We start from the raw sequence: 25,452 nt of genomic DNA, 5'->3' as shown, positions 1-25,452 counted from the left end.
CTGCTTTATTCTACGCCTCGTTTAAAATGTCCATTGGTGCATTCCATTGGCATCTGCCCCAAAATGCCACCATTTTTATAAATATCGCCATAAATTGTTAAAATCTGTTCTGTCTCTTCTTCCGTCTCTGTCGTAAAGGAAAGCCTTACGGCAGCCGGTGCAATCTTTTTCACGGTTACGTCTTCCTTAAAGAGACAGACCGGAAGCGAATTATAAATTACGTTATAACATTCCGAGCAGAAATTTTTCACCGGAAAATATACAGAATAACGATCTTTTAAGTTCAGCACCTTGAGCTGATGCATACAGCCTAACGTGTTCTTATGAATACACTGTGCCGTTATCATAAGTGGAAGTCTGCCATAGATAATCATTTCAGACCGGCTGTTTTCTCTTCTTAAAATCTCCTTCCGGTTCAATTCAACCGGAATTGTATCCTGTATCATTCCAAGACGATAAAAATATTCTGCCGCTTCATTGGAATAGGTATATAAATTACTGTCGGATACCATCTGCCAGTTTTCATTGCCCCATTCCTTTATAAACGCAATTTCATCAAGACTCCGCACCATAATACCATTTAATGGAAGCTTTTTTAGCTCCGGCATGATTTTTTCATAAAAAAGACTGGTCTGCTGCCGGAAAATAAATGGGAATACATAAAATGCTTTCTTACCGGATGCCTGTACCCTGTCTATATCCGCACTTAACATGCGAATCAGATTTTCTCTTGTATACAACATACAATCAAGATAAACCGTATCCACGAAATCGGCTTTTAATACTGCCGGAAGCTGTTCTGCGTCTTCAATCAGTACCCGGACTTCTGTGGATGAACCGGCGGATTGTTGTCCAGAAGTCTGTGATAATGACTGTCCGGAAATCTGCTTTTCTTTTATGGCATTTCCTGTTGTCTGCCTATCTGTTTCAGCGGAAGAAGTTTCCACCAATTCTGGAAGCGTTCTTTCATAAGGTTTCAACAACGCTTCTTCTAATGCTTCCAACGCACCTCTTCGCAGCTGGTTCAACTGGTTTACCGGCATAAAAATATCATCATCCATTGTAACTTCAAGATTTTCAAAAACAAATGGTGTATTTCCAGTCTTTGTAATCTTTTCTGTTACAACTTCTTCCGTCAACGGACGATTCTGCGCTACAAGAACCATATCTCCCTGATAAGAAACTTTTATTTTTCCATATTGCACTTCTATCTTAGCAGGGCATTCTTTATTTAATATTAACTTTCCTTTAATCTTTTCTTTTAATTCGGTGTCTACATATTCTCTACGGATGTTATCCTGAAGAACACCTTCGCTCTTATTATGGGAAGCACTCTCTCCGCTTAGCATATCACTGTCATTATGATGATAGTAATATCCGTTGGTAAAGCCACCTCGGTTTCCAAGTTCTAAAAGTGCCCTGATATCCTTCTTCTCCACCGGAATGCGGCTTCCATCCAGATAGGAATCCATATATTTCCGGTAAATACTTACTACACCGGCAGCATACTCCGGTGTCTTCATCCGTCCTTCTATCTTAAAGGAATATACCCCATGGTCTGCCAGTTCATACAAAAATGGCAGTGTACACATATCCTTAAGGCTCAGAATCGGTGTTGCATGATGTCCGGTAAGACTTTTTTCTCCCTGCAATACTTCATAGGAAAGGCGGCATGGCTGTGCACATCTGCCACGGTTTCCGCTTCTTCCGCCGATGATACTACTGAAAAGGCACTGTCCGGAATAACAGTAACACAATGCGCCATGAATAAAGCTTTCCAGTTCCACGCCTACTTCATCATGGATTCTTTGAATTTCTTCTAAGGACATTTCTCTCGCTGTCACCACACGCTCTACACCCTGTTCCTTTAAAAGCCTGGCTCCCTCTACATTGGTAATGGTCATCTGGGTACTGGTATGTATCGGAAGATTTGGAAAATGAGTTTTGATAAACTCCATAACGCCCATATCCTGCACGATGACAGCATCTAATCCCGCTTCATAATAAGGGTGCAGATAATCATAGAGCTGTCCTAATTCATATTCTTTTAACAGAGTATTCACCGCAAGAATAATTTTGCGTCCATGAATATGTCCGAAACGGATTGCTTCTAATAATTCTTCTTCGTTAAAATTATTGGCATATGCTCTTGCACCGAACATACTTCCGCCAAGATATACGGCATCTGCTCCGGCATGAATGACTGCCTTTAATGTTTTCAAGGAACCTGCCGGTGCTAAAAGTTCTAACTCTTTCATCTTTCCTCATCTCCTATGGCAACAAAAGGGACAGATAAATGTCTGCCCCCTTTCATAGTTTTTATTCTCTATTACGCTTTCTTTCCGGAAGGCTTTTCCTCTTTCTTTTCTTCCGTATGGTCTGTTTTCTTTTCCTCTGGTTTTTCAGTTTTTTCCGGTTTTTCAAGTTTATCTACTTTACCAAGTAAAGCATCTTCTAAGGTTGCTTCTAATCTGGTCTTATTTAAAAGCAGCTCTTTATTTTCTTTTTCCAGATCCTTTAAAGATTTGGCATCACTTTCCATGCGGATCTGGTTGGAAATCAGTTCATGCTTTAAATCATAGATTTCACGGTCTTTTACCTCTAAATCCTGCTCTAATTTTTCAACCTGATTTTTCGCTTTGAAGTAATCATCTGCAATGTTCAATGCCAGCAATGTGGAACGCATATCACTTGGAATTCTCTTATATTCATCCAGCATTTTAAATTCTGCAATCTTATCATTGATATAAGTTGCTACCTTCTGTAAATACTCCTGACTCTCATATCCACTTAAAGTATATACTTTTCCATCAATAATCACTTCTGTATTATTTTTTGCTGCCATTTTCATTTCCTCTCTGCGTATCTGCCTAAAAATATTCTCTGACTACTACATATAGCATATTATAGCTATAAATCTGTCGAAAAACAACTATTTTCTTAGCCCTCTATTCCAAAGTGATGATATGCAAATTCTGTTGCGACCCTTCCCTTTGGTGTCCGGTTGATAAATCCATTCTTTACAAGATATGGTTCATAAACATCCTCTATGGTTCCGGCATCTTCCCCAATCGCTGCCGCAAGGGTATCCAGCCCTACCGGGCCACCCTGGAATTTTTCAATAATCGTAAGCAAAATGTTCCTGTCATTCTGGTCTAAGCCCATCTTGTCTACTTCCAGTAAATCCAGTGCAAAGGATGCTACTTCTTTGGTAATTTCACCATTGTACTGCACCTGTGCAAAATCACGCACCCTCTTTAAAAGGCGGTTGGCAAGACGCGGCGTTCCTCTGGAACGGCGTGCCAATTCGATTGCACCTTCCTCATCAATCTTTACCTCTAACTTTTTTGCAGAATGGACAATAATTGTCTTAAGTTCCTCCACATTATAAAATTCCAGATGATGTACCACTCCAAAACGGTCTCTTAAGGGTGCCGATAAAAGTCCGGCTCTGGTAGTGGCACCAACCAGCGTAAAATGCGGTAAATCAAGGCGGATTGAACGGGCAGTTGCGCCTTTTCCCACCATAATGTCAATGACATAATCCTCCATGGCAGGATATAATACTTCCTCTACCTGCCGGTTCAGACGATGAATCTCATCTACAAATAAAATGTCACCTTCTGCAAGATTACTCAAAATAGCTGCCATTTCTCCCGGCTTTCCAATTGCCGGACCGGAAGTGACTTTCATATGTACACCCATTTCATTGGCAATAATGCCGGCAAGAGTAGTCTTACCAAGTCCCGGAGGACCATAAAACAATACATGGTCTAAGGACTCTCCACGCTGTTTTGCAGCCTCTATATACACTTTAAGATTTGCTTTTGCTTTCTCCTGACCAATATATTCATCCAAGGTCATCGGACGCAGTGTTTTTTCGATTTTGATATCTTCATCCTGCATCTGCGTTGAAATTACACGTTTTTCCATTTTCTGCTCCTCTTATAAGAATGCCATCTGCTTCAAAGCCAGTTTTAAAATATCTTCTACCGAACTGTCTTCCGTAATTTCAATATCACGAAGAACCTTCAAAGCCTCTGTGGAAGAATAACCCAGTGAAACCAGTGCCTCTACCGCTTCATTGCGGATTCCTTTTAAGCCGTTACCAGAAGCAACTTCCTGTGTATGGCTTAATTTCTGTTCAAAGGCATCCTCTAAACTAAGCTTGTCTTTTAATTCTATAATCAACCGCTGTGCCGTCTTATTTCCAACACCCGGAGCTTTTGCAATTGCTTTTGCATCATCAGATAATACTGCAAAACGCAAATCATCCGTTGACATGACAGAAAGAATTGCCAGTGCACCCTTTGGTCCGATTCCGGATACACCAATCAGCAATTTAAATACATTCAAATCATCTCTGGTAAGAAAACCATATAAAATAAATGCATCCTCTCTGACACAAAGATAGGTATAGATTTTTACTTCTTCGCCAACTCCCGGTAGCAGAGATAATACCTGTCCCGGAATATAAATATTATAGCCGATTCCGCCATTTTCAACGACAATATGATTCTCTGCCACTATTTCGGATAATTCGCCTTTGATATATGAATACATAATCTTCCTCCTACTTCCTTTGCCACAATTCCAATCAGGGCACCCGTCACAAAGCCTGCAATCAATAAAACCGGCATATAGTAAATGACATAGTATGAGCTTACCAGAAATCCTGCTACGATAAGCTGTCCCATATTATGTATGATTCCGCCACAGATACTGACCGTAACTACATGAAAACAGTTCATCCGAATCAGAATAAACATAAGTACAAAGCTTAATAATCCGCCGGCAAGTCCATAACAGATGCTGACCAAATTTCCAAATAAAATTCCGGTAAGCACAATACGAAGCACCGATACACAAAGAGCCTCTCTCCAGCCAATCAGATACAGCATCAGCACCGTAACAAGGTTGGCAAGTCCAAGCTTTACTCCCGGTATTCCAATGGCAAAGGGCAATATTGCTTCCACATAACTTAATATCATGGCCAGTGCCAAAAACACGCCAAGATATGCTACACTTTTCTTCATGCTTTCACCTACCCTGCCACATCATCCAATGTATTTTTCTGCTCACTTTCTACGGTTACTACAACCCGGTTTGGCAGACAGATAATGGATTCTTTATCTTTGGAAATTGCTTTCTGATGCATACACAACTGATCCGGGCAGTCCGCCTCAAGCATATAGGCAGTCCCATTTTCAATCGTTACGATATTGGTAACTTTTCCATCTATTTTAATTGGAATCTCTTTATTTTCTGTCAGGGAATATCTGCCATATTCGCTGCCATTTACCGTAATGATAATACTGTCACCGCTTTGTAATGCAGAGGTCATTCCTACATAGAAAACTAAAATAACTACTGCAAGCATTCCCAGCAACAGGATATCATTTTTTCCAAAACGACGGTTCATTTACTCTGCAACCTCTCCCATATAATAAAAGCCTTTGCATTCTTTTAAATGTACCGGTACGATAGTTCCAATCATGGATACGTCACCCGGCAGATGTACCACTGAGTTATTGGATAATCTTCCGGTCACAAGACCTTCCTGCTGTTCATCTAATTCTTCAACTAATACATCCTGCACGCTTCCGGTTAATGCTCCGGCTTTCTTTGCGGAAATCTCCTGTACCAGTTTTAACAGCCGATCAAAACGGTCTTTTATCACATCTTCCGGAATCTGATTTTCCATTTTGGCAGCAGGCGTTCCGGTACGTTTTGAATAAATAAAAGTAAACGCACTGTCATACTCTACCTGTCTTACCACATCCATGGTCTCTAAGAAATCTTCTTCAGTTTCTCCCGGAAATCCTACAATAATATCTGTTGTAATTGCCAGATCCGGCATTGCTTTTTTGATTTTTTCAACCAGTGCAAGATAATGCTCCTTGTCATAGTGACGGTTCATTTCTTTTAACACTCTGCTGCTGCCGGACTGAAGCGGCAGATGAAGATGTCTGCAGATTTTTTTAGAATTCTTCATTACTTCAATCAGTTCATCGGATAAATCCTTTGGATGGGATGTCATGAACCGGATTCTTTCCAGACCTTCAATCTTTTCTACTTCCTGTAAGAGCTGTGCAAAGGTCACTGGTGTATCTAAGTTCTTTCCATAGGAATTGACATTCTGTCCTAAGAGCATAACTTCTACTACACCATCTGCTACCAATTTTTCAATTTCTCTTATGATATCCTGCGGTTTTCTGCTGCGTTCTCTTCCTCTTACATATGGCACAATACAGTAACTGCAGAAATTATTGCAGCCAAACATAATATTAACACCGGACTTAAAGCTGTATTTCCGCTCTACCGGAAGTTCTTCTACAATTTCTTTCGTATCATCCCAGATGTCAATCACCATTTTCTGCTCTTCAAAGCAGCGTACCAGAAGTTCTGCAAATTTAAAGATATTATGGGTTCCGAAAACCAGGTCTACAAAACGATAACTCTGTTTTAATTTTTCCACAACCTCCGGTTCCTGCATCATACAGCCGCATAATGCAATCATCATATCTTTATTCTTTTTCTTAAAGCCGCTTAAATATCCCAGACGTCCGTAAACCTTATTGTTGGCATTTTCACGTACGGTACAGGTATTATAAATGACAAAATCTGCTTCCTCGGAATCGGTCTCTTCAAAACCTACAGTCTCTAAAATTCCGCATAATTTTTCAGAATCTCTGGCATTCATCTGGCAGCCAAAAGTTGTCACATGAAAGGTAAGCGGTCTGCCTTTCTTCCTGGAAATCTGCGCCACATACTGCTTTGCAAGGTCCATAAAATAAAATTGTCTCTGTGGTTCCATTACCGGAACTTCACCGGTGTGATTTATCTTTTCTATTTCTCTCATTTCTTTTCCTGTTTTCTTTATATTTTCTTATTATTCTCTGATCTGTCCATCCCCGTAAATGATATATTTAGTGGTCGTCAGTGCTTCTAAGCCCATCGGTCCTCTGGCATGCAGCTTCTGGGTACTGATTCCGATTTCTGCCCCAAAGCCAAACTCAAATCCATCAGTAAAACGGGTGGATGCATTTACATAAACAGCCGCAGCATCAATCTCATTTAAGAACTTCTGTGCATGCTCATAATTATTGGTAATGATTGCTTCCGAATGTCCGGTATTATATTTATTGATATGTGTAATGGCTTCATCAATATCTGAAACTGTCTTTGCAGAAATAATATAATCCAAATATTCGGTGCCCCAGTCTTTTTCTGTTGCAGCCACTGCATCTTTTGCAGCTTTCTGAACCCGCTCATCCCCACGGATTTCTACATGGCTTTCGGATAATTTTGCAGAAAGGCGTGGCATCAGTTCATCTACGATGCTCTCATGCAGCACTAAGGATTCACAGGCATTGCATACACCGATGCGCTGTGTTTTGGCATTATTAATGATATTCACCGCCATATCAAGGTCTGCGGTTTCATCCACATAAATGTGGCAGTTACCGGTACCGGTCTCAATCACCGGAATTGTAGCATTGGCTACCACAGCACGAATCAGTCCGGAGCCACCTCTTGGAATCAGTACATCCACATACTCATTCATTTTCATAAATGCAGTAGCAGTTTCCCGGCTGGTATCTTCGATTAAAGAAAGCACTCCTTCCGGCAGCTGGTTATTACTTAAAGTTTCATTGATGCTCTTTACGATTGCCATATTGGAATGAATGGCATCACTTCCACCTTTTAAAATCACGGTATTTCCAGTTTTAAAGCACAAAGTAAAGGCATCTGCTGTTACATTTGGACGTGATTCATAAATAATTCCAATGACACCTAATGGTACACGCTTCTTTCCAATCATAAGTCCATTCGGGCGCTGTTTCATGGAAAGGACTTCTCCTACCGGATCTTCTAATTCTGCTACCTGGCGGATTCCTTCTGCCATCTGTGCAATGCGCTCTTTATTTAACATCAGACGGTCTAAAAGTCCCTGATGCATTCCGGCTTCTCTTCCTGCATCCATATCCTTCTGGTTTGCTGCTAAAATAGCATCGGTATCTTCTACTAAATGTTCTGCAACTTCAAGCAAAATCTTTTCTTTTTCTTTCATGCCCATATTCCGCATGATGACTTCTGCTGCTTTTGCTCTCTTACCTAATTCCTGTAATTCCATAATTCCCTCCTGCTACTTATTTTCGTCTCTGTTATCCGTTACTTTATAAATCTTCTCCGGTGTTACAAGATAATCCATCAGAATATCATAAGCCTCCATAGGTACCTGTTCTGCAAGCTGACAGGATAATGCAATTCCAACCCGGGTTACTTTCTTATATTTCTGAAAAAAACGATCATAAAAGCCCTTACCATATCCGCTTCTTCCACCGTTAATATCAAAGACCAGTCCCGGTGTGAATACAATTGTTTTCTCCTGCTCAAGTTCTGCTAAATCCATCGCCGGTATCTCATCCTTTGGCTCCATCACATGAAAATACCCTTCCTGAAAATCATCTGTACGATTGACTTCACAAAAGTCCATTTCTTCTCCACGTACCCGGGGAAAAGCTGCTCTTTTTTGAATACTTTCTTTAAAAAAAGGCAATAAAGAAGCTTCTTTCCCAAGGGGATAATAAAAGAAACAATTTTTTGCTTTCTGAAAGATTTCCCAGGTACTGATATTCTGACAAATCCTTTGGGATTCTTCTCTTACAATATTATCCGGCATTGCATTTCGCAGTGTCTTATACTTAGTTCTGATGCTTGCCTTTGTTTCCATATTTTTCTCCCAGATTGGTTACCGTTCCATCTGCATTTACCATATCAATATTATCTAACTGTCCCTTCAGATTCCGCTTTACACTTGCTATGTATTCCTTGCGAAGTGCTGCCTGTTCTTCCTTTTCTTCCGGTGTCAGTCCTTCTTTCTGAGATTTATGATATAATTCATTGATTCTTGCTATTGTATTTTCAATCATCTTTTTACCCCATGCTTTCTTCTACATAATCTGCAATATAGAAATCATCATTTTTATTGGCTTTAAAAAAGGTTCCCACCGGTTTTCCTTCGAAAATCTGATGCAGAACTCCCACATCCTTTGCATTGGCAATAATCATATCTGCTCCGGATAAGGTTGCAATCCTTGCTGCCGTTAATTTGGTGGTCATTCCACCGGTACCAACATCACTACCTACTGTATCTCCTGCCATGTTTTCAATCCGATTATCAATTTTTTCTACTACCGGTATCAATTCTGCTTTTGGATTCTTTCTCGGATCATCCGTATACAACCCGTCAATATCAGATAAAAGAATCAACAAATCTGCTCCTACCAATGAGGCTACAATAGCCGACAGGGAATCGTTATCACCAAACTGCATCTCATAAGTAGATACGGTATCATTTTCATTTACAATTGGTATAATTCCCATTTCAAACAATTCTTCAAAAGTATTCTGGGCATTTTTTCTCGACACGTTATCAACCATAGTTTTTTTTGTCATAAGAACCTGTCCCACATTCTGGTGGTACTCTGAAAAAAGCTTTTGATAAGTCATCATAAGTCTCGCCTGTCCCACTGCCGCACATGCCTGTTTTACAGCTATTTTCTCCGGTCTTTCTTTGAATCCCATGGACTGTCTTCCTACTGCAATAGCCCCGGAGCTGACCAGACATACATCCATGCCCTGATTCTTAATATCACATAATTCTCTTACCAAACGTTCCAGTTTTAAAAGATTTAATTTTCCGGTCTCTTCATGTAAAAGAGATGAAGAACCGATTTTTACAATTACACGCTTCTTATTCTTTAATGTTTCACGCAACTGTGTATCCATTTTTCCGCCTCTTAATCATCTACGGCATATTCACTATCTGAATGCCGGTTATAATTTTTTATTAATATGCATACATTTTATACTTTATCATACCTTTCGAAAAAAATCATCTGTAAATTTTATCTTCCTTGTGCTATGCTTGTGCTATATGATTTTAAAAGAACCGGAGTATACATGATGAAAACAAAAAAGACGATATTTTCTTATAAATTAGCCTGCAGTTTACTTGCTTTCTTTCTCTTCTTCTGCTCCTTCTCCTTCGTGGGATGCGGACGCAGCAAAGAACCTGTTTCCAAATCTGATTTTTATTTTAATACAGTCATTACCATTACACTATATGGAGAAGAAAATGCTTCTTATATTGATGACTGCTTCAAGCTTGCTTCCCATTATGAGAACCTTTTCAGCAATACCATCGCAGACAGCGATATCAGTAAAATAAACAATGCTGGTGGCACACCGGTTACTGTGGATGATGATACGATTGAATTATTACAAAAAGGTATTTATTATGGTGATTTAAGCCTGGGACAGTTCGATATCACCATTGGTAAATTGTCTTCCCTCTGGGACTTTCCAAATAACAGCGGTACGGTTCCATCTGAATCTGATATTGAAGCCACACTTTCCACCATCGACTATCATGCGATTGTTATTAATGGAAACGAAGTTAGTCTTTCCAATCCGGATGCCATGATTGACTTGGGAGGCATCGCCAAAGGTTATATTGCTGATAAAATGAAAGATTATTTAAATGAAAAAGACATTACCTCCGGCATGATTAACCTTGGAGGCAATGTCCTTACGCTGGGTGATAAACCAGATGGAAGCAACTATAATATCGGTATCCAGAAACCATTTTCCGATGACGGCACTGCCATTGCCAGTGTTGAAGTCTCTGATGAAACGGTAGTAAGTTCCGGTGTTTATGAACGTTATTTCTATGTGGGTGATAACTTCTATCACCACATTTTAAATCCGAAAACCGGTTATCCTTATGACAATAACCTGCTGGGTGTCACCATTATCTGTCCGAAATCCGTAGATGGTGACGGACTTTCCACCACCTGTTTTGCTTTAGGATTAGAGGACGGCATGAAGCTGATAGAATCCTTGGATGACACGGAAGCCATTTTTATCACCGACAATTACGAACTTCATACCACTTCCGGCATCGGCAGCAATATTCCATTTCATGAAATGTAAGCCTTTTTCCTGTCAATGCTCCATAACCATATTGTTGACCCAGATTTTCTTCTTTACCATAACATATCCGATGATGCATTTTATAATCTCTATTAACTGACAGGATAAATAAATAGATACAATCGGAAGTCCTGTAAATCTGGTTAACACAAATGCCAGTGGAATATCTACCACCCAGATATAGACACTGTCAAAAAGGAAGGTAATGACTGTCCTGCCACCGGAACGCAGTGTGAAATAGGTTGCATGCATAAATCCATATAACGGCATGCAGGCTGATGCAATCCGGATAAATTGTTTTGCCAGTCCACGTACTTCTTCTGTCGTATTGTATATTCTTGGAAAGAACGGAGCAATCGCAAACATGCAGGCTCCTATAACAAAACAACAAAATACAGAAAATACAATCATCTTGCGGTCCGTATCCACCGCCTCTTCCAATTTACCAGCACCAAGCTGCTGTCCTACAATGATGGATATCGCACTTCCCAACGCAATAAATACAACATTAAAAAGATTGGCTACTGTATTTGATATATTAAATCCAGCTACAACAGCAAGACCTCTTGTGGAATAACACTGCATCAGGACTGCCATTCCTCCAGCCCATAAAGTCTCATTTAAAAGCAATGGTGTTCCTTTTATGATAATCTGTCGTACCAGTGTTCCCGGTATTTTAAAATCACGGTAAGCTCCTACAATAAAATGATTCTTATCTGCTCTCGCATGGGTCCACAAGACAACAATAACGCATTCCACAACTCTTGCCAATACGGTTGCTGCCGCTGCACCTCTTACTCCTAATGCAGGCAGTCCAAATGCACCAAATATTAATACATAGTCAAACATCAGATTTACTGCTACAGAAGCAATTCCGGCTTTCATCGGAAGAACCGTTTCTCCTGTTTCACGTAATGTCTGGGCATATGCCTGAATCAATGCAAAAGGAACCATGGATGGCATTACCGTCTGTAAATACTGTTTTGCATACAATAATGTAGCTTCAATATCTCCCGTGCTTCCTCCTTCATGCAAAAACAGCCGAATTAACGGTTCATTTGCAAAGCCAAATATCAGCATCCATATGACTGCTAAGAAACCACAGGCTACAATTTTAAAACGGAAGGCATTCCGCACTCCTTTATGGTCCCCTTTTCCATAAAACTGTGCCCCAAAAATGCCTGCACCTGATACTGCTCCAAAAATACAGATATTGTAAACCAGCATCAACTGATTGATGATTGCGACACCGGACATCTGCTCCGTTCCAACCAGTCCTACCATGATATTGTCCAAAAGACTCACAAAGTTAGTGATGGCATTCTGTATCATAATTGGAATAGCTACCATCAGAACCATTTTATAAAAATCTTTATTTCCAATATACTTTTCTCTAAATTTTCTCATATCCAATCCTCATATAACATCAACTACGCAAAACGGGACTGCCAAATCAATGACAATCCCGTTCTTTCTATCACAGAAACGATTATAAAATAATCTTCTTCGGACATTTCTCGGCACAAATGCCACATCCGGTACATTTCTCCTGGTCGATATAAGCCACATTATCTACGACATGAACTGCATCATTTGGACAGTTCTTCTCACAGAGATGACAGCCAATACAACCTACGGAGCAGGCTTTCATAACGTCTTTGCCTTTATCCTTGGAACTGCACTGTACCAGATGCTTTGCTTCATATGGTACCAGCTCAATCAAGTGCTTCGGACAGGCTGCAACACATTTTCCACATGCCTTACATACTTCCTTATCCACCTTTGCAATACCGTCTACAACATGGATCGCATCAAACGGACATGCCTTTACACAGTTTCCAAAGCCAAGGCAGCCATAGCTACAGCTCTTTGCTCCGCCGCCCGGAATAAATGCCATAGCAGCACAATCTTCTACTCCGGTATATTCATAATCATGACCGGCTTTTTCACAGGTTCCTGCACATTTTACAAAGGCAACCTGCTTTGTGCCTTCTTCTGCAGCAACACCCATGATTTCACCGACTTTTGCTGCAACCGGCGCACCACCAACAGGACATCCATTGACCGGGGCATCACCTTTTACAATAGCAGCTGCAAGACCGGAACATCCGGCATAACCACAACCACCACAGTTATTTCCAGGAAGAACACCAACAATTGCTTCTTCCCTTTCATCTACTTCTACTTTGAACTTTTCTCCGGAAACGCCGAGGAAAAATCCAATAAAAAGTCCTACGCCGCCTACAATAACGGCTGCAATAATAATTGCCTGTACACTCATCTTTTCTTTCCTCCTAAATCATTCCTGAGAAGCCCATAAATGCAATGGACATCAAACATGCTGTAATTAATACAATTGCTGTTCCTTTAAATGGCTTAGGGATATCATTATATTCAATTTTTTCACGAATTCCTGCCATAATTGTAATAGCAATAAAGAATCCAAATGCGGTTGCAAAACCGTTTACAACGCCCTCTAAGATACCATACTCTTTGGTTACGTTGGTAAGTGCTACACCTAATACTGCACAGTTGGTTGTAATCAAAGGAAGATACACTCCAAGGCTCTTATAAAGAGCAGGCATGGATTTCTTTAAGAACATTTCTACAAACTGTACCAGCGCTGCGATTACAAGAATAAATACAATAGTCTGTAAATACTGTGTTCCCGTCGGAATCAGTATAAACTTATAAATCAATGAGGTAACAAAGGAGGATATCGTTATGACAAAGATAACGGCTCCACCCATTCCAGCGGCGGTCTCTGTTTTCTTTGATACACCCAAGAAAGGACAGATACCAAGGAACTGGCTTAATACTACGTTATTTACAATGGCTGAACCAATTGCAATCAATAATAATGTCTGCATCTGTCATATTCCTCCTATTCACTTTTTTCCTCTGCATCTGCAGCTTTCTTCTCTTTTTCGCTGCAGGTTGCAGACATGCTGCATCCGGCACAGTCTCCACTGATACAGCCGGCAGGCTCTGCCAGTGGTTTGCCTTTTGCTTCCATCTTCTGACGAACAATACTCATTAAAGCAACTAAGAATGCCAGTACCAAGAATGCACCCGGTGCCATAACAAAGATATTGATTGGTGTATACCATTTCAGTGAAAGAATCTGGAATCCAAACAACTGTCCTGCGCCTAAAATCTCACGGACAATACCGATACAGGTTAATCCGAAGGTAAATCCAAGTCCCATACCAACACCGTCTAAGATAGACAATACAGGTGGATTTTTAGATGCATAGCTTTCTGCTCGTCCAAGGATAATACAGTTAACAACAATAAGAGGGATATATACACCAAGCTGTTTAGCCAGTGCCGGTGTATAAGCCTTCATAATAAATTCTACAATGGTTACCAAAGATGCTACGATAACAATGTATGCCGGCATTCTGACACCATTTGGAATTGCTTTACGGAATAAGGAAATCAACAGGTTAGAGAAAATCAATACCACTGTTGTAGATAATCCCATTCCCAGTGCATTCATTGCTGATGTTGTTACTGCCAGTGTCGGACACATACCAAGCATCAGTACAAAGGTAGGATTTTCTTTAATCAATCCGTTATATACGCGTTCTAAATACTTATTCATTATTCAGCGCCTCCTTCCAATTCATTCTGGAAGTATGTAATGCAGGCATTTACACCATTGGTCATTGCTTTTGATGTAATGGTTGCACCGGAAATTGCTTCAATCTCGTTATCAGCAGATGGTGCCTGTTTCACAACGGTAAAGCTGTCTACATTCTTATTCTTATACTGTTTGGAGAAGTCTTCTGTCTTTGCCTTGTCTCCAAGTCCAGGTGTCTCTGACATACTGGTAACGGAATAGCCGTTTACGGTTCCATCATTCTTTATGCCAACAGAAAATGTGATATTACCCTGGCTTCCGTCTTTAGCTGTTACAGTAATCACATAGCCTAATACATTGCCATCTTTATCTAATGCTTCCTGCACACCATTGATTTCATCACTGTAACCATTCTGCTCTAACAGGCTGGCTGCGGCTTCTGCATCAAAATCATAGGTGGAAAAAGAATCTGCATCTTCAAACACTGCTTTGTATGCAGCCTGTGCAGTTGCCTCTTCTGCCTTTGCAATCGGATCCTTGGTAATCTCATATACCAGTCCGAGAATAAATCCGATTACTACGGTAAATACGGTTAAAATCAACGCGTCATGTACAATCTTCTTATTCATGCTGCTTTGCCTCCTTTACCTGTCCAAAGGCCTTTGGAATTGTAATCCTTTCAATCATAGGAACCAGAAGGTTGCTTAAAATAATTGCAAAGGATACACCTTCTGCGTTTGCTCCAAAGATACGGAATAATCCGGTAAGAATACCTAAAAGAATTCCATATAAAATCTGTCCCTTCGGTGTGATCGGTGATGTTACATAGTCGGTTGCCATAAAGAATGCACCAAGCATTAATCCACCACCACAAAGCTCAGCAACGATATAGTCGATGTCAAAGCCATGTCCGCCGAACAAGCTGATAAATACTACAAATGTAATGATATAGGTTCCCGGAATCCGAAGTGTAATGACACCCATCAGGATTAAGAACATTGCTCCAATTAAGATAGCAATAGCGGATGTCTCTCCGATGGTTCCGGCTGTCTTACCAATTAACATATTCATGGTATTAACAGCTCCAACGCCCTGTTCTCTGATCAGAGCCAGTGGAGTTGCTCCTGAATATCCATCTACGGTAAAGTTTGTCATGTCTGCGGCAAATGCTATCAGTAAAAAGCATCTTGCACCCAGTGCCGGGTTCATAAAGTTCTGTCCCAGTCCGCCAAACATCATTTTAACAATAACGATTGCAAATACACTGCCGATTACAGCTTCCCACCATGGAAGGGATGCCGGCAGGTTTAATGCAAGTAACAGTCCGGTAACTACCGCACTTAAATCACTGACGGTATTCTTCTTATGTACAATCAGATTGAAAATCCACTCTGATGCAATACAGCTTGCAACAGATACCAAAATCAATACTGCTGCTTTATATCCAAAATTAACAATACCAAATATACTTGTTGGAAGCAGAGCTATAATTACATAAAGCATGATTCTGCTTGTTGTATCTTTGGCTCGTACATGTGGTGATGATGATACATGATATAACTCACTCACAATAGTCCACCTCTTTCTTTGTTATTTATTTTTTTTCTTTTCAGCAAGAACCTGTTTTTTCATTGCCTTAATAAGCTGTGCTAACGGACGTTTTGCCGGGCAGATAAAACTGCAGCTTCCACATTCCACGCACTCAAGACCATGCCATTTTTCAAATTCTGCCATATCTCCATGCTCTGAGAATTTAGATAATCTGGATGGAACAATCTGTTCCGGACATGCTTCTACGCAACGACCACAATTGATGCATGCTGTTGCATCTGCATCTGCTTCTGCCACTTCATCTTTGGTCATACAAAGGAGTGCCGAGGTAGTCTTGGTTGTCGGCACATCTAATCCGAACATGGAAAAGCCCATCATTGGTCCACCGGAAATAATTTTCTCCGGCTGCTCTTTAAATCCACCGGCAGCATCTAAAAGTTCCTGGAAACTGGTTCCGATTAAGAACTCAAAGTTACCCGGATCTTCTACTGCATCACCAGTAACTGTAAAGATTCTGCTTGTAACAGGTTTTCCTTCTTTTACTGCATGGTATACGGCAACCATGGTTGCAACATTATCTACGATACATCCTGCATCTGCCGGAAGCATCTTGGAATTAATTGCACGTTTGGTTACTGCATAAATAAGCTGACGTTCACCACCCTGTGGATATTTTGTCATAAGAGGTGCGACCTCCATACGAGGCTCATCTTTCGTTAATTCTAATAATTTTGCGATACAATCCGGTTTATTATTCTCGACTGCAAATACACCCTTGGCATGTTCAAACATACTGAGAATGATACGCATGCCTTCTACCAGTTCTTCCGTGTGATCTAACATGATGCGGTAATCAGATGTCAGATATGGTTCACACTCTGCACAGTTGGCAATAATATAGTCGATTTTTTCCGGTTCCTTCGGAGATAATTTTACGTGGGTTGGGAATCCTGCTCCACCCATACCAACAACTCCCGCTTCTTTTATACGGTTAATAATTTCTTCTTTGGAAAGAGCACTGACGTCTTCTACTGCCTGATACTCTACCTCCTTAAATTCACCATCGCTTTCAATTACAATGGAGTTCACCATATCACCTGTTGGAACTCTTCTTGGCTCAATTTTCTTAACAGTTCCGGATACGGACGCATGGATTGGTGCAGATACGAAGCCGCCTGCTTCTGCTATCTTCTGCCCTTTCAAAACGGAATCTCCTACCGCTACGATTGGTGTTGCCGGTGCTCCAATATGCTGCGATAACGGATATACCAGTTCACCTTTGGGTAATAATTCACGTATTGGCTTATCTTTTGATAAATCCTTTCCTTCGAAAGGATGGACGCCACCTTTAAATGTCATTAAACCCATCTTATGTGCCCCTCTTTCTATGATAGTATTGCACTGCATATGCAATGCGTTTAACATAAAATGTATTATAACACAAATTAGGATTTTTTGACACACTAAAAAGATTTTTTCTCAATATTTTTGTCGATTTTAAACAAGGAATGATTACTTTTTTCCAACATATCGTGTATAATAAAAAAATGACAGGAGGACAGATATGAAAACAATTGTACATGAAATTCCATATAGTCCGGCTTCGAATTTAGATGAGGAAATATTCACTGCTTCCTCTGTCTTTTTCGATATCGAAACTACCGGATTTTCCCCGGCTCATACCAGTCTTTATCTGATTGGATGTGCCTATCACATAGAACAGATGCTTTATATCAAACAGTTTTTTGCCGAAACACCGGAAGAAGAAAAAGAAGTACTTGAGCAGTTTCTTTTGCTATTAGACGGTTTTGATACAATTATCACTTTCAATGGAATCGGCTTTGATATTCCTTATCTGAAAGCGAAATGCAATACTTATGGATGTAACGAGCACTTTGCTGATTTTACTTATGTGGATATTTTCAAATCAATTTCCCAGATAAAGCATATTCTCCAGCTGCCAAATTACAAGCAGAAGACCATCGAAGCTTTTCTTGGTATTGGCAGGGATGACTTATATTCCGGCGGTGAATTGATTGAGATCTATCATTCGTATACCAAGGAACCACGTCCGGATAAATTGGAAATTCTTCTGCTCCACAACTACGAAGATGTTCTGGATATGCCTGCATTACTTCCCGTCTTATCCTATGTCCATCTGTTTTACGGACAGTATTTATCCTGCAGTGCTTCTGTTTCTGAATATACAGATTATAAGCAACAGAAAAAGAAAGAACTGATTCTTTCTATTGAGCCGGAATTTCCATTTCCAAAGCATATTTCCTGCCGCATAGGTTCTGTTTATTTCTATGCAAAGGGCAAAAAATGCACCCTCTCCGTCCGTTTAGAAGAGGATGCCCTGAAATATTTCTTTCCAAATTATAAGGATTATTATTATCTTCCGGCTGAAGATACTGCAATGCACAAAAGTGTAGCATCATATGTCGATAAAGAACACCGCAGACAGGCTACCGCTGCCACCTGCTATACCCGGCATGAAGGAAGCTTTCTTCCACAGTACGAAGAGCTTATTTCTCCTTCTTTTAAACACGACTATAAGGAAAAAATTTCTTACTTTGAACTTACGGAAAAATTTCTTTCATCTCCGGAGCTTATTCATAGTTATGTAAACCACTTGTTAGACGCTATAAAAAACAAGAAAATTAAGTGATACCTACATTATACGCCGCAGTGTGCATCCTCGCGGAGCGTTTTTTACTTTACAGGAAAGCAATTTCCTGTAAAAAAAGACCTCTTTCCCAATTTTGAGAACGAGGTCTTTACTATGTCATTATTATTTCTGAAAGAAAAATGACTGATGCCTTTTTAAATTCAACTCACGATAATTCATAATCTGCTCTGTACTTCCGATAAATAACATTCCATCTTTTGCCAAAGAATCATAGAACTTGCGATAAATCTCGTCTTTTGCTTCTTCTGTAAAATAAATTACTACATTTCTGCAGACAATCAAATGACAACCTGATGGATATGGATCCCGCAAAAGATTATGTTCCCGAAATTCTACATGCTTTTTGATTTCATCGGAAATCTTATAGGATTTTCCTACCTGTGTAAAATACTTACGCTTCAAATCATCCGGTACAGATTCAATGCTCTTTTCGTTATAAAGTCCAACTCTTGCTTTCTCAAGTACCTGTTTATCAATATCAGTAGCAATTATATGTATCTGGTTCAGCGGAACATGCTTTGATAAAGCCATTACAAGAGAGTATGGCTCATCTCCGGTAGAACACGCTGCACTCCAGATTTTCAAATTGCTGCCAAACTGTTTTATAAGTGCCGGGAAAACCTCTTCGTCCAAAAACTTCCACTGTTCCGGGTTCCGGTAAAATTCTGAAACATTAATAGTCAGGAAATTAATAAACTGGTCAAACTTCTCTTTATCTGTATGAAGCAGATGTACATACTCATCATAGGACTGAGCCTTATTCTTTACCAAAAGGCTGTCAATCCTACGACGCATCTGTTTCTCTTTGTAAGCGTTTAAGTCAATCGTGGTCATTGCATATATATCTTTTTTAAACTTTTCATAGCCTTCAAACATATATGCTACCTCCTACCTTATTATTCTTCTGTAGGAACTTCTTCTGTATCAGCTTCCTCTTCTGGCAGAAGTGCTTTCATGCTTAAGCTGATTTTCTTGTCTTCTTCATTAAAGTCAACTACTTTAGCTTCTACTTCCTGACCTACTTTTAATACATCAGAAGGTTTCTCAACATGCTCTCTAGAAATCTGGGATACATGAAGTAATGCATCTACTCCAGGAGCTAATTCTACGAATGCACCAAAGTCTGTCATTCTTGCAACAACACCTGTTACCACATTACCTACTGCATATTTCTCTGCAGCATTATTCCAAGGATTCTCATCCTCAAATTTCATGCTCAGTGCAATCTTACTCTCATTGATATCTTTGATGAATACTTTTACAGTATCGCCAACTTTGAATACTTTCTTAGGACTTTCAACACGTCCCCAGGACATTTCAGAAATATGTAACAGTCCGTCTGCTCCACCAAGGTCGATGAATGCGCCAAAGTCTGTTACGTTCTTTACTGTACCTTCTACAACATCACCAACATGGATTCTCTCCATGAGTTCTTTCTGTTTTTCAGCTTTCTCTGCTACTAAAAGCTGTTTTCTGTCACCAATAATTCTTCTCTTTCTTGGGTTGAACTCAGTGATTACAAATGAAATTTCCTGTCCTTCATACTTAGATAAATCTTTCTCGTAAGTATCTGATACAAGGCTTGCAGGAATAAATACTCTTGCTTCGTCAACTACAACACTTAATCCACCGGATAATACCTGTGTAACCTTTGCGGTAAGCACTTCCTGATTGTTGAATGCTTCCTCTAAACGCTTGCTTCCTTTTTCAGCAGCAAGACGTTTATAAGTAAGAAGTACCTGTCCTTCTCCATCATTTACCTTTAAAACTTTGGCTTCCATAGTGTCACCTACGGATACAACGGTGGTCAGGTCTACATTTGCTTCGTTCGTATATTCATTACGTGTAATAATTCCGTCTGACTTATATCCAATATTAAGGATGATCTCATCTGGCTTAACACCGATAACGACGCCTTCGACTACCTCTCCATTTCTTATTGTTTTAAAAGATTCTTCCAACATTTGTTCAAAACTCATTTCTGACATTATTTTGAACCTCCTCAATAATTTTATTTGGGGTAGATGCCCCTGCGGTAATACCTACGTTATCAATGGTCCGAAGCACTGCCGGATCCAAATCATCTATGGTTTGTATATAGTAAGTATTTGCACATTCGTTTTTACATATTTCAAATAACTTCTGTGTGTTAGAACTGCTCTTCCCACCAACCACAATCATCGCTTCAACTTCTTTTGCCAAAGCCCTCGACTGGGTCTGCCGCTCTTCCGTTGCATTACAGATTGTATTTAAAACAATTATATCATAACCTTTTTTATTTATAATTTCAACTAATTCTTGAAATTTATTGTAGTTAAATGTCGTTTGTGATACGATACAAACCTTTTTTCCTGCTGAAACCCGGAAATTTTCTGCTGCTTCCCTCGTTCCAATTACCGTAATTTCCTCTTCATTTCCCCATCCACGGATTCCTTCTACCTCCGGATGGCTGGCATTTCCGATAATTACAACATGATAACCGGCATCTCCATATTCCCGTACATGACGATGTATCTTCTTTACAAAAGGACAGGTGGCATCCACGATATGGTAACCGGCATTTTCTAATGTCTGATATATTTTTTCGCCTACACCATGGGAACGGATGACGATGGTTCCTTTTTCTGATTCTTCTATTTCTGAAATATCATGGATTACGGTTACGCCCTTTGCCTCTAAATCCTTTACCACTTCTTCATTATGAATAATCGGTCCGTAAGTATAAATCGGGTCTTTTATTCCATCCTTTGTTTCATCGTTTGTTTCAAGCTGTGCATAAACCATATCTACTGCACGCTTTACGCCAAAGCAGAAACCTGCACTTTTTGCAACTCTGACATTTTTCATATTAACATTTTTCCCTATAAATATTTTTGATGGTTTCTACCACTTCTTCAATTCCCATATCCGAAGAATCTACAAGAATGGCATCTTCTGCCTGCTTTAATGGTGAAATCTCCCGGTGCATATCCTGATAATCACGGTCCGCAATATCTTTTTTAATCACTTCCAAGTCACAGGCAGCACCTTTTTCCTGCAATTCCTGATATCTTCTCTCGGCTCTTGTTTCAACACTTGCAGTAAGATAAATCTTTACCTGGGCATTCGGCAGCACACAGGTTCCGATATCTCTTCCATCCATGATAACATCTTTATTTGCTGCAAGCTTCTGCTGTAATTCAACCAGTTTTTTGCGGACTTCCTTATAAACACTGGTGGCAGATGCCATTTTTCCAACTTCTTCTTTCCGGATTTCTTTGCTGACATTCTCACCGTTTAAAAGCACCTGCTGTTCTCCGTTCTCATAGGCAATAGATACTTCCACGGTTTTACAGGCATCTGAAATTGCTGCCTCATCTTCCTTTGCAATGTCATTTCTCATAAAATACAATGCCATACTCCGATACATGGCTCCTGTATCTACATATATAAAAGAAAGTTCCTTTGCAAGCTGTTTTGCTATAGTGCTTTTTCCGGCTCCTGCCGGTCCGTCAATTGCTATATTAAAGCTCATTTTTTATCCTCCGATTTTTCTGCTTTTTTATTCTCTTTATTCATTTCCAATACTGCTTCCTGCCAGATATCCGGTAGACCAGGCAATCTGCAGATTAAAGCCGCCGGTAAATGCATCCAAATCCAATACCTCTCCGGCAAAATAAAGATGCTTTGTTAATTTTGATTCCATGGTCGATGGATTTACTTCTTTTACGGAAACACCACCCTTTGTAATAATGGCTTCCGAAAAGCCCCGTAAACCAGTCAATGTAACCGGGAACTTCTTTGTCAAGTCCACCAGTCGCTGCCGTTCCTCTTTGGTTACTTCATTGACACGCTTTTCTGCTGGAATCTTAGCAAGTCTTAAAATAATCGGCAGGAATTTGGACGGATATAATTTTTCAATTCCATGAATCACCTGCCGGTTCTTTGCTTCTTCAAAGTCCCTTAAAATTCTGTGATCTAACTGTTCTTCCGAGAGTGCCGGTTTCCAGTCAATATATAATTGCAGCGGCTGTTTTCTTACTGCATCATTTACCACGCTGCTGGCACTTAACATCAGCGGTCCACTTACGCCAAAATGGGTAAATAACATTTCTCCAAAAGCTTCATACAAAAGCTTTTTGCCCTGATAAATGCTCGCCTTTACATTTTTCAACGATAGCCCCTGCAATTCTTTGACATATTCCTCTTCTGCGTTAAAAGGCACAAGGGATGGACTGCAGGTTTTTATGGTATGTCCGCAGGCTTCTGCGAAACGATAACCATCCCCGGTAGAACCGGTAGATGCATAAGAACAGCCACCTGTTGCAATAACTACTGCATCTGCCGGCATTTTCTTTCCCTCTGCAGTAATTACTCCATGTACACAATTCTCCGATACCATAAGTTTTTCTACCGTTGTATGATACATAATCTTTACTTTATGTGCATTCAGGGAGCGTTTTAAGGCTGCAATGACATCCGATGAATGGTCTGATACCGGAAATACACGGTTTCCCCGTTCCACCTTTACCGGTGTTCCATTCTGTTCAAAGAAATCCATGACCCGGAAATTGTCATAAGAATAGATTGCGCTGTATAAGAACTTGGAATTCCTTGGAATGTTTGAAAATAGTTCTTCCGTATCACATGCATTGGTAAGGTTGCATCTTCCTTTTCCGGTAATGAATAATTTTTTCCCGATTTTCTCATTGCGTTCTAACAATACGACCTGATGTCCCTGCTCTGCCGCAGCAATTGCTGCAAAACAGCCCGCCGGTCCACCACCGATTACAAGTACCTTACTCATCTGCATCTCCTAATTTGGCATATCTCATTTTGATTTTATCATCAATATAATTAATTTCATCATTTTCATATACCTGATATTCATTCCAGATATCCTCTAGGGTCTCCAATGTCTTGGCAACCTCACCCTGCTTCTTCATACACAGAGCAACAATCAGTGCGTTGATAACACTAAGCGGTGCCACCAGAGAATCCACAATAGATGCCATATCACTTCTTGCAATCAGATTACAGGAAGAATATAAATTCATTGGGGAATGCACACTATCTGTTAATGTAATTACTTTTGCATTCCGGTTATTGGCAAATTCCATTGCCTTTAAGGTACGCATGGAATATCTTGGAAAACTGATTCCGATAATGACATCATCCTTACTGATTCGCACCATCTGTTCAAATAATTCACTGGAATTATTGGTCTGAAGCAATGTCACATTTTCAAACATCAGATTAAAGTAAAACGCCATAAAAGCTGCCAGTGGAGCGCAGCTTCGTATTCCAACAATATAAATATGTTTTGCTTTGATAATGGTATCTACTGCCAGTTCAAAAGCATGCTCATCAATATGTTCCAAGGTATCCTTAATTTTCTCCTGATCCGACTGCAATACCGTTTCTAATATATGCGACTGGCTGATTCTTCCATAAGTCACTTCCATACGCTGAATGGAGTTGAGCTTATTGCGAACCATCTCCTCTAAAGCCTTCTGAAATTCCGGATAACCCTTATAGCCTAAATGTGTAGCAAATCGTACTACAGTCGATTCGCTCACACCTACTACCTGTCCCATTTTTGCTGCCGTAAGAAATACCGCCTTATCATAATTATCCGTAATATAGGTTGCTAATATTTTCTGTCCTTTGCTTAAACTTCCATAACATTCGTTGATTCGACTGGTCAAATCATTGGTATTCCCATTCATAGTTCCTTCTTCTCGATTCTACAAATATTTTGCATTTTTTATGTCGTTTTAACATCTTTTTGCAGGATTTTCGTCAGTTTCCATGTCGTCTGGCAATTTCCTGCTTCTGCTTGGAGGCGACATAAGTCCCCAAGTCGAGATTTGCCTGCTTTACCGTACATCCTACAATCACTTTCGTTTCATCTACCGGCTCCTGACGAACAGCCATACCGGATAACTGCACTTTAAGCCTGCTTGCTTTATCTTCAAACGTCAAATGAAACGGTCCCATGGAAAGATAATTCATATCCGGCATCCCCACAAATGACACTCCGGTAGCACTGATATCCTTCACAACCACAGAACGATTTGCTCTGGTACTGTCAATGGACAACATTCCATCCAGTCCCAGATACTGGCGATACGCCTGTCTGCGGTTCCATTTTATTCCTTCACGCTTGCATACAATTGCATGATATTTTTCTTTTCCTGCCTGGACGGTCTGCATTCTGCACCCCTCCCATATCAGCGGTTTGATTCCATCTTCCATATAAATTACACTGATATGCACCTTATCTCCGGAAAAATTAATAATTTTTCCATCATAACGTATTGGCTCAATTAATAAAATGCCTTCTTTTCCAAAAGCAACTGTACTATCATATTCTGCTGAAGCATTCTCCACTTTCACCAGCACCTGCACCGGCTCCCCTGTCCCCAATTCATACAGTTTCATTGTCCTTCACCTTTTTCCTCTCCAAATACCGTGAAAGAACTGCCACAATATTTTCAAATGCTTTGCAATTAAAATTGTCTACCCCATGACAAATCATGACTTCATCATAGCAATCTTTTGTCCTCTTGTCCATAGAATTTTTATGTAATTCTGATATTCCATTATACCAATCAAAAGGAAAACAGCTACAGACATATTT

The 25,452-nt window shown here is 40.0% G+C and carries 27 protein-coding genes; 2 read left to right on the top strand and 25 right to left on the bottom strand.

Features of this window, described 5'->3' with window-relative positions:
* Positions 1–5: 5 nt before the first annotated feature.
* The 11 genes from DXB43_RS04505 to proB all read right to left on the bottom strand — a co-directional run bounded on the left by DXB43_RS04505 (position 6) and on the right by proB (position 9,795).
* Entirely contained in the window at positions 6–2,258 is a 2,253-nt protein-coding gene (locus DXB43_RS04505) for a peptidase U32 family protein (RefSeq protein ID WP_117946923.1), read from the bottom strand.
* Positions 2,259–2,329: 71 nt separating this feature from the next.
* Entirely contained in the window at positions 2,330–2,845 is a 516-nt protein-coding gene (locus DXB43_RS04500) for a cell division protein ZapA (RefSeq protein ID WP_117698409.1), read from the bottom strand.
* A 95-nt stretch (positions 2,846–2,940) separates the two neighbouring features.
* The gene (gene ruvB / locus DXB43_RS04495; RefSeq protein WP_022243755.1) at positions 2,941–3,933 is read right to left on the bottom strand and encodes a Holliday junction branch migration DNA helicase RuvB; all 993 of its coding nucleotides are present in this window, start codon (positions 3,931–3,933) and stop codon (positions 2,941–2,943) included.
* 12 nt (positions 3,934–3,945) lie between these two features.
* Positions 3,946–4,563 carry a Holliday junction branch migration protein RuvA gene (ruvA, locus tag DXB43_RS04490; RefSeq protein ID WP_117946922.1) on the bottom strand — a complete coding sequence of 206 codons (618 nt, stop codon included), beginning with the start codon at positions 4,561–4,563 and terminating at the stop codon, positions 3,946–3,948.
* Positions 4,527–5,036, bottom strand: coding sequence for a Gx transporter family protein (locus DXB43_RS04485; protein WP_117698410.1), 510 nt, complete (start codon positions 5,034–5,036; stop codon positions 4,527–4,529). The genes ruvA and DXB43_RS04485 overlap by 37 nt, the downstream gene beginning before the upstream one ends.
* Positions 5,037–5,044: 8 nt before the next feature.
* A complete protein-coding gene (locus DXB43_RS04480) occupies positions 5,045–5,422 on the bottom strand; it encodes a NusG domain II-containing protein (protein ID WP_117946921.1) in 378 nt (125 codons plus the stop codon).
* A complete protein-coding gene (gene miaB, locus DXB43_RS04475) occupies positions 5,423–6,862 on the bottom strand; it encodes a tRNA (N6-isopentenyl adenosine(37)-C2)-methylthiotransferase MiaB (RefSeq protein ID WP_117946920.1) in 1,440 nt (479 codons plus the stop codon).
* A 30-nt stretch (positions 6,863–6,892) separates the two neighbouring features.
* Entirely contained in the window at positions 6,893–8,137 is a 1,245-nt protein-coding gene (locus DXB43_RS04470) for a glutamate-5-semialdehyde dehydrogenase (protein WP_117946919.1), read from the bottom strand.
* A 12-nt stretch (positions 8,138–8,149) separates the two neighbouring features.
* On the bottom strand, positions 8,150–8,737 hold the full coding sequence (locus tag DXB43_RS04465) for a 5-formyltetrahydrofolate cyclo-ligase (RefSeq protein ID WP_117946918.1): 588 nt from the start codon (positions 8,735–8,737) through the stop codon (positions 8,150–8,152).
* A complete protein-coding gene (locus DXB43_RS04460; protein WP_117946917.1) occupies positions 8,709–8,936 on the bottom strand; it encodes a DUF896 domain-containing protein in 228 nt (75 codons plus the stop codon). Before DXB43_RS04460 ends, DXB43_RS04465 begins: the two co-directional genes overlap by 29 nt.
* 4 nt (positions 8,937–8,940) lie before the next feature.
* On the bottom strand, positions 8,941–9,795 hold the full coding sequence (gene proB, locus DXB43_RS04455) for a glutamate 5-kinase (protein WP_117946916.1): 855 nt from the start codon (positions 9,793–9,795) through the stop codon (positions 8,941–8,943).
* Positions 9,796–9,969: 174 nt separating this feature from the next.
* On the opposite strand from proB, the gene DXB43_RS04450 reads away from it, so the two are divergent.
* Positions 9,970–11,001 (top strand): FAD:protein FMN transferase, encoded by a 1,032-nt coding sequence (locus DXB43_RS04450; RefSeq protein WP_243006640.1) that lies wholly within the window; start codon positions 9,970–9,972, stop codon positions 10,999–11,001.
* A gap of 12 nt (positions 11,002–11,013) precedes the next feature.
* Here DXB43_RS04450 and DXB43_RS04445 read toward each other — a convergent pair whose 3' ends face one another.
* The 7 genes from DXB43_RS04445 to rsxC form a co-directional block, all read right to left on the bottom strand.
* A complete protein-coding gene (locus DXB43_RS04445; protein WP_117946914.1) occupies positions 11,014–12,408 on the bottom strand; it encodes an MATE family efflux transporter in 1,395 nt (464 codons plus the stop codon).
* 82 nt (positions 12,409–12,490) lie between these two features.
* Positions 12,491–13,282: an RnfABCDGE type electron transport complex subunit B gene (locus DXB43_RS04440; protein WP_117946913.1), complete on the bottom strand. Its 792-nt coding sequence runs from the start codon at positions 13,280–13,282 to the stop codon at positions 12,491–12,493.
* Positions 13,283–13,295: 13 nt separating this feature from the next.
* A complete protein-coding gene (gene rsxA / locus DXB43_RS04435; RefSeq protein ID WP_022243743.1) occupies positions 13,296–13,871 on the bottom strand; it encodes an electron transport complex subunit RsxA in 576 nt (191 codons plus the stop codon).
* 14 nt (positions 13,872–13,885) lie between these two features.
* Positions 13,886–14,608, bottom strand: coding sequence for an electron transport complex subunit RsxE (gene rsxE / locus DXB43_RS04430; protein ID WP_022243742.1), 723 nt, complete (start codon positions 14,606–14,608; stop codon positions 13,886–13,888).
* On the bottom strand, positions 14,608–15,216 hold the full coding sequence (locus DXB43_RS04425) for an RnfABCDGE type electron transport complex subunit G (RefSeq protein WP_117841015.1): 609 nt from the start codon (positions 15,214–15,216) through the stop codon (positions 14,608–14,610). Before DXB43_RS04425 ends, rsxE begins: the two co-directional genes overlap by 1 nt.
* Complete coding sequence (locus DXB43_RS04420) at positions 15,209–16,156, bottom strand: RnfABCDGE type electron transport complex subunit D (RefSeq protein WP_022243740.1); 948 nt, start codon at positions 16,154–16,156, stop codon at positions 15,209–15,211. Before DXB43_RS04420 ends, DXB43_RS04425 begins: the two co-directional genes overlap by 8 nt.
* A gap of 21 nt (positions 16,157–16,177) precedes the next feature.
* The gene (gene rsxC, locus DXB43_RS04415) at positions 16,178–17,506 is read right to left on the bottom strand and encodes an electron transport complex subunit RsxC (RefSeq protein WP_117946912.1); all 1,329 of its coding nucleotides are present in this window, start codon (positions 17,504–17,506) and stop codon (positions 16,178–16,180) included.
* A 196-nt stretch (positions 17,507–17,702) separates the two neighbouring features.
* Between rsxC and DXB43_RS04410 the strand changes: the two genes are divergently transcribed.
* Complete coding sequence (locus DXB43_RS04410) at positions 17,703–18,809, top strand: ribonuclease H-like domain-containing protein (protein ID WP_117946911.1); 1,107 nt, start codon at positions 17,703–17,705, stop codon at positions 18,807–18,809.
* Positions 18,810–18,932: 123 nt separating this feature from the next.
* Here DXB43_RS04410 and DXB43_RS04405 read toward each other — a convergent pair whose 3' ends face one another.
* From DXB43_RS04405 to DXB43_RS04375, 7 genes are all read right to left on the bottom strand, one after another.
* Positions 18,933–19,706 carry a CheR family methyltransferase gene (locus DXB43_RS04405; RefSeq protein WP_022243737.1) on the bottom strand — a complete coding sequence of 258 codons (774 nt, stop codon included), beginning with the start codon at positions 19,704–19,706 and terminating at the stop codon, positions 18,933–18,935.
* 20 nt (positions 19,707–19,726) lie between these two features.
* Positions 19,727–20,818: a 30S ribosomal protein S1 gene (gene rpsA / locus DXB43_RS04400; RefSeq protein WP_117946910.1), complete on the bottom strand. Its 1,092-nt coding sequence runs from the start codon at positions 20,816–20,818 to the stop codon at positions 19,727–19,729.
* Complete coding sequence (ispH, locus tag DXB43_RS04395; protein ID WP_022243735.1) at positions 20,799–21,677, bottom strand: 4-hydroxy-3-methylbut-2-enyl diphosphate reductase; 879 nt, start codon at positions 21,675–21,677, stop codon at positions 20,799–20,801. Before ispH ends, rpsA begins: the two co-directional genes overlap by 20 nt.
* A 1-nt stretch (position 21,678) precedes the next feature.
* On the bottom strand, positions 21,679–22,344 hold the full coding sequence (cmk, locus tag DXB43_RS04390) for a (d)CMP kinase (RefSeq protein ID WP_117946909.1): 666 nt from the start codon (positions 22,342–22,344) through the stop codon (positions 21,679–21,681).
* Positions 22,345–22,380: 36 nt separating this feature from the next.
* Positions 22,381–23,616 carry an NAD(P)/FAD-dependent oxidoreductase gene (locus tag DXB43_RS04385; protein ID WP_117946908.1) on the bottom strand — a complete coding sequence of 412 codons (1,236 nt, stop codon included), beginning with the start codon at positions 23,614–23,616 and terminating at the stop codon, positions 22,381–22,383.
* Positions 23,609–24,538: a MurR/RpiR family transcriptional regulator gene (locus DXB43_RS04380; RefSeq protein WP_022243732.1), complete on the bottom strand. Its 930-nt coding sequence runs from the start codon at positions 24,536–24,538 to the stop codon at positions 23,609–23,611. The genes DXB43_RS04385 and DXB43_RS04380 overlap by 8 nt, the downstream gene beginning before the upstream one ends.
* Positions 24,539–24,611: 73 nt before the next feature.
* Positions 24,612–25,253, bottom strand: coding sequence for a hypothetical protein (locus tag DXB43_RS04375; protein ID WP_117841009.1), 642 nt, complete (start codon positions 25,251–25,253; stop codon positions 24,612–24,614).
* Positions 25,254–25,452 lie beyond the last annotated feature (199 nt).

The sequence above is a fragment of the Roseburia sp. OM04-10BH genome, from assembly GCF_003462605.1.
In the GTDB taxonomy this organism is placed as follows: Bacteria; Bacillota; Clostridia; order Lachnospirales; family Lachnospiraceae; genus Roseburia_C; species Roseburia_C amylophila.
The sequence above is the reverse complement of the archived record's forward strand: the minus strand, read 5'-3'. Positions and strand labels throughout refer to the sequence as shown.